Source organism: Pseudacidovorax intermedius (assembly GCF_003350475.1).
Classification (GTDB): Bacteria; Pseudomonadota; Gammaproteobacteria; order Burkholderiales; family Burkholderiaceae_C; genus Xenophilus; species Xenophilus intermedius.
Genome location: NZ_QQAV01000011.1, coordinates 153,616 through 159,773 on the forward strand (window position 1 = coordinate 153,616; position 6,158 = coordinate 159,773).

General features: G+C 67.9%; 5 protein-coding genes and 2 riboswitches. Of the genes, 1 reads left to right on the forward strand and 4 read right to left on the reverse strand.

Annotated elements, in window-relative coordinates; all coding sequences use genetic code 11:
• Nucleotides 1–156: 156 nt before the first annotated feature.
• The 4 genes from gcvT to DFR41_RS22600 all read right to left on the reverse strand — a co-directional run bounded on the left by gcvT (nucleotide 157) and on the right by DFR41_RS22600 (nucleotide 4,430).
• Complete coding sequence (gene gcvT, locus DFR41_RS22585; RefSeq protein WP_114804386.1) at nucleotides 157–1,305, reverse strand: glycine cleavage system aminomethyltransferase GcvT; 1,149 nt, start codon at nucleotides 1,303–1,305, stop codon at nucleotides 157–159.
• Nucleotides 1,306–1,347: 42 nt separating this feature from the next.
• A riboswitch (glycine riboswitch) is annotated at nucleotides 1,348–1,455 on the reverse strand.
• Between the two features lie 12 nt (nucleotides 1,456–1,467).
• Nucleotides 1,468–1,564, reverse strand: a riboswitch (glycine riboswitch).
• A gap of 46 nt (nucleotides 1,565–1,610) precedes the next feature.
• The gene (locus DFR41_RS22590) at nucleotides 1,611–2,888 is read right to left on the reverse strand and encodes a TRAP transporter large permease (protein ID WP_114804375.1); all 1,278 of its coding nucleotides are present in this window, start codon (nucleotides 2,886–2,888) and stop codon (nucleotides 1,611–1,613) included.
• Nucleotides 2,885–3,379 (reverse strand): TRAP transporter small permease, encoded by a 495-nt coding sequence (locus DFR41_RS22595; protein ID WP_017760432.1) that lies wholly within the window; start codon nucleotides 3,377–3,379, stop codon nucleotides 2,885–2,887. Before DFR41_RS22595 ends, DFR41_RS22590 begins: the two co-directional genes overlap by 4 nt.
• 76 nt (nucleotides 3,380–3,455) lie before the next feature.
• Nucleotides 3,456–4,430: a TRAP transporter substrate-binding protein gene (locus tag DFR41_RS22600; protein ID WP_017760431.1), complete on the reverse strand. Its 975-nt coding sequence runs from the start codon at nucleotides 4,428–4,430 to the stop codon at nucleotides 3,456–3,458.
• Nucleotides 4,431–4,709: 279 nt separating this feature from the next.
• Between DFR41_RS22600 and DFR41_RS22605 the strand changes: the two genes are divergently transcribed.
• Nucleotides 4,710–6,011 carry an MFS transporter gene (locus DFR41_RS22605; RefSeq protein WP_114804376.1) on the forward strand — a complete coding sequence of 434 codons (1,302 nt, stop codon included), beginning with the start codon at nucleotides 4,710–4,712 and terminating at the stop codon, nucleotides 6,009–6,011.
• Nucleotides 6,012–6,158: the final 147 nt, after the last annotated feature.

Sequence of the window (6,158 nt, forward strand, 5' to 3'; positions counted from 1 at the left end):
AGAGGGGGATTGAATGAAAAGGTCGAGCGACGAGTATCAGCGCGGGGCGGGGCGGCTGCGTGTACGCCCCGGGCGCAGGCGCGTCGGCATTTGTCTGACGGCGCGGGTGCGGTGCGGCATGTCGGGACGCGGGCGGAGATGGACGCGCGCAGCGCTTCAGCCGCGGTAGTAGCGCGCCGGCACGAAGGGCATGGGAACGACCTCCATGGGCACCGGCTTGCCGCGCACCAGGGCATCGATGCGGGTGCCGACAGCGGCGTGGGTCGCATCGACGTACGCCATGGCGATGGGCCGGTCGACCGTGGGCGCCAGCAGGCCGCTGGTCACTTCGCCGATGGCGGCGCCGCTGGGCAGATGAAGCGGCGTGTGCTCGCGCACCGGTACGCGTTCCAGCGCCACGAGGCCGACACGGCGGCGGGCGACCGGCGCATTGCCATCGAGCTGGGCGAGCACCTTGCCCGCCCCCGGAAAGCCGCCTGCGCGCTCGCCGCCGGTGCGGCGCACCTTCTGGATCGCCCAGGTGAGCGCGGCCTCGACGGGCGTGGTGGTGGTGTCGATGTCGTTGCCGTAGAGACACAGGCCGGCTTCGAGGCGCAGCGAGTTGCGCGCGCCCAGGCCGATGGGCGCCACCTCGGGCTGGGCCAGCAGCAGACGGGCCAGGCGCTCGGCATCGGCGCCGGCGACGGAGATCTCGAAGCCGTCCTCGCCGGTGTAGCCGCTGCGGGTGGCGAAGATGGGGATGCCGCCGATGCTCATCGCGCCGCCGGTCATGAACACATGGCGCTCGCTGCCGGGCGCCAGCCGCGTCATCACGGCCGCCGCCTGCGGGCCCTGCAGCGCCAACAGTGCGTGATCCGGCAGGGGCTGCACCGTGCAGCGCTGGCCGATGCGCGCCTGCATGTGGGCGATGTCGGCCGCCTTGCAGGCGCCGTTGACGATCACGAAGAAGGAGTCGCCCCCCTCGTTGAAGAACATCAGGTCGTCGAGGATGCCGCCTGCGTCGTCCAGCAGCAGGCCGTAGCGCTGCTTGCCGGGTGCCAGGCCGATGACGTCCACCGGCATCAGCGTCTCCAGCGCTGCGGCGGCCTCGGGTCCGGACACGCGCAACTGGCCCATGTGCGAAATGTCGAACAGGCCGGCGGCGGTGCGGGTGTGGCGGTGCTCGGCGATCAGGCCGGCGGGGTACTGCACGGGCATGGAATAGCCCGCGAAGGGCACCATGCGGGCGCCCAGTTCGACATGCAGGCCGTGCAGCGGGGTATGAAGAAGGGGAGCGGCAGGAGAGGAAGCAGCAGCAGCGGACATGGGCATCTCACGGGGTGTACAGCGCCACGACGGCTGTCGTGGTCCACCCCGGCTGTCCGCTTTACCTGAGAGATTCACCCCGCGATGGGGGCTTGCTCCTTCGGTGGACGCGCGGCCTGCGCCACGACGCCTCTCTCCAGCAGGGAAACGCCCCGAACCCGGGGCGTGCCGCCAGTCCTTTTGCCTGAGCGTTCGGAACTCGTCGAGTCCTGCGCCTTCGGCGGCCCCGTCGCGCGGGGCTCTCTCCTGACGAAGCGCGCAGTGTAAGGGACAAGGCGCGCGTCGCGGGCGCTATTTGAAGCCGCTCAGCGCCCGTACACCAGGTCGCGCAGGCCCAGCGAGATGGCCGGCACATAGGTGATGACCATCAGGCAGGCCAGCACCACCAGGATGAAGGGGATCAGCCGCGTCACGATCTTGTCGAGCGAGATGCGCGCCACGGTGCAGGCGGCAAACAGGTTGACGCCGAAGGGCGGGGTGATCATGCCCAGCGCCAGGTTCACCACCATGATCAGCCCGAAGTGCACCGGATCGATGCCGAAGTGCTGGGCCACGGGCGCGAGGATGGGGGCGAGCACGATGATGGCGGCGCTGGTCTCGATGAACATGCCGATCACGAACAGCGCCGCGTTGACGCCCAGCAGGAACATGGTGGGCGACTGCAGCACCGCCTCCAGCCAGTGGCCGATGGCCTCGGGCACGCCGGCGCGGGTGATCAGGAAGGCGAACAGCCCCGCGTTGGCGATGATGAACATGATCACCGCCGACGACAGCACCGACTTGCGCAGGATGGCGTAGAGGTCCGGCAGGCGGATCTCGCGGTAGATCACCATGCCGACAACCAGCGCGTAGAACACCGCCACGGCCGAGGCTTCGGTGGGCGTGAACACGCCGCCATAGATGCCGCCCAGGATGATCACCGGCATCAGCAGTGCCCAGCCGGCCTGCCACAGCGCGCGGCCGAAGGGCATGCGCCCCTCGCCGTCGTTCTTGCCCCAGCCCTTCCATTTGCAGTAGACCCAGACGAAGAGCATCAGCGCCCCACTGATCAGCAGGCCCGGACCGAAGCCGGCGATGAACAGTTCGCCGATGGACACCTCGGCGCTCACGCCGTACAGGATCATGGGGATCGATGGGGGAATGATCACGCCCAGCTCCGCGCTTGTCGCCTGCAGGGCCGCCGCGTAGTTGGTGGGATAGCCGTGTTTGATGAGGGCCGGAATCAGGATGGCGCCGATGGCGAAGGTGGTGGCCACCGACGAGCCGGATACCGCCGCGAAGATCATGCAGGTCAGCACGCAGGTCATGGGCAGGCCGCCCTGGATGCCGCCCACGATGCTCTTGGCGAACTCCACCAGCCGTCGGGAGATGCCGCCGGTCTCCATCAGGTTGCCCGCCAGGATGAAGAAGGGAATGGCGGCCAGTGGAAACTTGTTGATCGAGTTGAAGATCTCCTTGGCGGAGATCAGCATGTTGGCGCCGTTGACCTGGATGCCGACGATCGACGCGAGGCCGATGGAGACCGCCACCGACACCGAGAGCGCGAAGCACAGCACCATCGTGCCGACCATGATGGGGGTCATTGCGCGGTCTCCAGTTCGAGGCGCTTGGGATCGAGGTAGTTGCCCACGATGCCGAAGATCGAGAACGCGGCGCCGACGGGCAGCGCCAGGTAGGCCCACACCATCGACAGGCTTTCGAGCCCAGCCATCGACTGCACCCGGCCGCGCATCGCATAGTCGAAGCCCCACCACAGGATGACCGCGATCAGGGCCAGCGCGGCCAGGCTCACCGCCGCGTCGAGCAGGCGGCGCACGCGCGGCGGGCTCCACCGATAGAGCACATCCACGCTCACCATCGCGCCCTGGCGAAAGGCCATGGGAATGCCGAGGAACACCATCCAGATCAGGCTGATGCGGATCAGGATCTCGCTCCACTCGGCCGGTTGCTCCAGCACGAAGCGGGTGACGATCTGGAACATGCCGAGCGACGCCGCCACCACCAGCATCAGGCAGGCCAGCGCCATGGACAGCGCAGTGGTCCGGCGTTCGAGGGCCAGGAACTTGTCTTTCATCTCACAGGCGTTTCTTGGGAATGAAAAAGCCCGCCGGCAAGGCGGGCCGAGGGTGTGGGGCCATTGCCCGGCAAGTTCAGGGCTGGTAGTTGCGGATGCGGTCCAGGTTGGCCTTGCCGAAGTCCTTCTCGAACTGGGCCTGGGCCGGCGCCAGCGCCGCCACGAACTTGGTCTTGTCGACGTTGTCGATCACCGTCATGCCTTTGGCCCGCAGGTCGGCCACGCCCTTGGCGTCGTCCTCGTCCACACGGGCGCGGTTGGCCTTGACGGCTTCCTTGGCCGCGTCGAGGAAGGCCTGCTGGTCGGGCGGCGCCAGCTTGTCGAAGACGCCCTTGTTCATCACGAAGATGCAGGGCGAGTACACATGGCCGGTGAGCGACAGGTGCTTCTGCACCTGGTCGAACTTGGCCGAGATGATCACGGGCAGGGGGTTCTCCTGGCCGTCCACGGTGCCCTGCTGCAGGGCGGTGAAGACCTCGGGAAAGGCCATCGGCGTGGTGATGATGCCGAAGGTCTTGTACGCGGCGATGTGCACCGGGTTCTCCATGGTGCGCATCTTCAGGCCCTTGAGGTCCTCCGGCGCCTTCACGTCGCGCTTGCTGTTGGTCATGTGCCGGAAGCCGTTCTCGGCCCAGGCCAGCGCCTTGAAGCCCTTGGCGTCGAACTTCTTGAGCAGGTCCTGCCCGATGGGGCCGTCGAGCACGGCGCGGGCATGGGCCTTGTCGCGGAAGAGGAAGGGCACGTCCAGGATCTTGGTCTCCGGCACGAAGTTGGGCACCGGGCCGGTGGAGGAGAAGGCCAGCTCCTGCGTGCCCAGTTGCACCGCCTCGATGGATTCACGCTCGCCGCCGAGTGCCCCGTTGTAGAAGGTCTGGACCTTGTAGCGGCCGTTGGTGCGCTTCTCGACCTCCTTGGCGAAGGTGTCGATGGCCACGCCCTGGTGCGAGTTCTGCGCGACCGAGATGCTGATCTTCATCGTGGTCTGCGCCAACGCGGCGCAGGCCATGCCGAGGCCCAGTGCAAGGCCGGCGGCCAGGCGGGTGAGTGTCATGGGAGAGTCTCCTGATTCGCTGCAGCAAGGCGGCTGGATTGCCCAGCGCCTGAAGGGATGCTGACTATGCCCCGCAGCCCCCGCCCAGCGCGTCGGGACTTTCACGGACGCAGCATCCGCGCTCACCTCGTCGCCCGGTCTTGCAGGCGACAGGCCGCTCCCTTGTGCTGACCGTGGGCTGACGCCATCCGCGCGCCGGGCGCGCGACATGCCCATACTGTCCGAGGGCCGCAGCAGCAAACGTGCGGCCGCGCATCCCATGACAAGAGGAGACATCCCATGGACGACATCGCACGGCGCACCGTGTCCAAGCTGAGTTGGCGGCTGCTGCCGCTGCTCATGGTCAGCTACTTCATCGCCTACCTGGACCGGGTCAACCTCGGCTTCGCGGGCGCCTCGATGTCCAAGGACCTGGGTTTCACCAGTACCGTGTTCGGCAGTGCTGCCGGCATCTTTTTCGTCGCTTACTTCCTGCTCGAGGTGCCCAGCAACCTGGCGCTGGAGCGCTTCGGCGCGCGGCGCTGGATCGCCCGCATCATGCTCAGCTGGGGCCTGCTGTCGGCCGTCCAGGCCGGCGTGGGCGGCGCCACCAGCTTCAACCTCGTGCGCTTCCTGCTGGGCGCGGCCGAGGCGGGCTTCTTTCCCGGCGTCATCTTCTATCTGACGCTGTGGTTTCCGGGCGCCTACCGGGCGCGCATCGTGGGCTGGTTCATGTTCGCGGTGCCCATTTCCACCGTCATCGGCTCGCCCATCTCCGGCTACATCCTGAACATGGAAGGCGCGATGGGCCTGCACGGCTGGCAGTGGCTGTTCATCCTGGAGGCGCTGCCAGCGCTGGTGCTGGCCGGCGTGGTGCTGGCCTACCTGCCCGACGGCCCGGCGGACGCCAAGTGGCTCACGAGCGAGGAGCGCCAGTGGCTCACGACCAGGCTGGCCGCCGAGCGCCGCAACCGCGAGGCGCTGCATGCCATCTCATGGGCCCAGTCGCTGCGCAACTGGCGCGTGATTGCCATGGGCTTCATCTACATGGGCATCACGGTGCCGCTGTACGGCCTGGGCTTCTTCCTGCCGCAGATCATCAAGGGCTTCGGCGGCCTGGGCAATGTGGAGGTCGGCTTCGTCAACGCCTTCCCCTACCTGGTGGGTGCCATCGCCATGCTGCTGTGGTCGCGCGCCTCGGACGCCCGGCGCGAGCGCAAGGCCTTCCTGCTGATTCCGCTGGCCTGCATCTTCGTGGGCCTGGTGGCGGCCGCCAACATTGCCGCGCCGGTGCCCAAGATGGCGGCGGTGACGCTGGCCGCCTTCGGCATCTTCAGTGCGCTGCCGGTGTTCTGGACCTTTCCCACGGCCATCCTCAGCGGCGTGGCGGCTGCGGCGGGCATCGCCTGGATCAATGCCATCGGCAACCTGGGCGGCTACATCGGCCCGACGATCTTCGGCATGCTGCGCGACCGCATGGGCAACGACGTGTTCGCGGTGATGTTCCTGGCGCTGCTGTCGGTGCTGGCCTTCGTGCTGGTGCTGGCGATCGGCCACGACGCGCGGGCCGAGCAGGCGCAGCAGGTGCCGGTGCGCGCCTGAGGCTCGTGGGTGCAGGCCGTGGCGACCTGCCGCGCTGGCCGTGAACCTGCCAAATCGGGATAGGGGTCCGTCATTGTCGACGGAGCCCCTCCCACACCACCCGGCATGCGGGTCCGCACCGGGCGGTTCGAGCGCTTGAGGTCATGA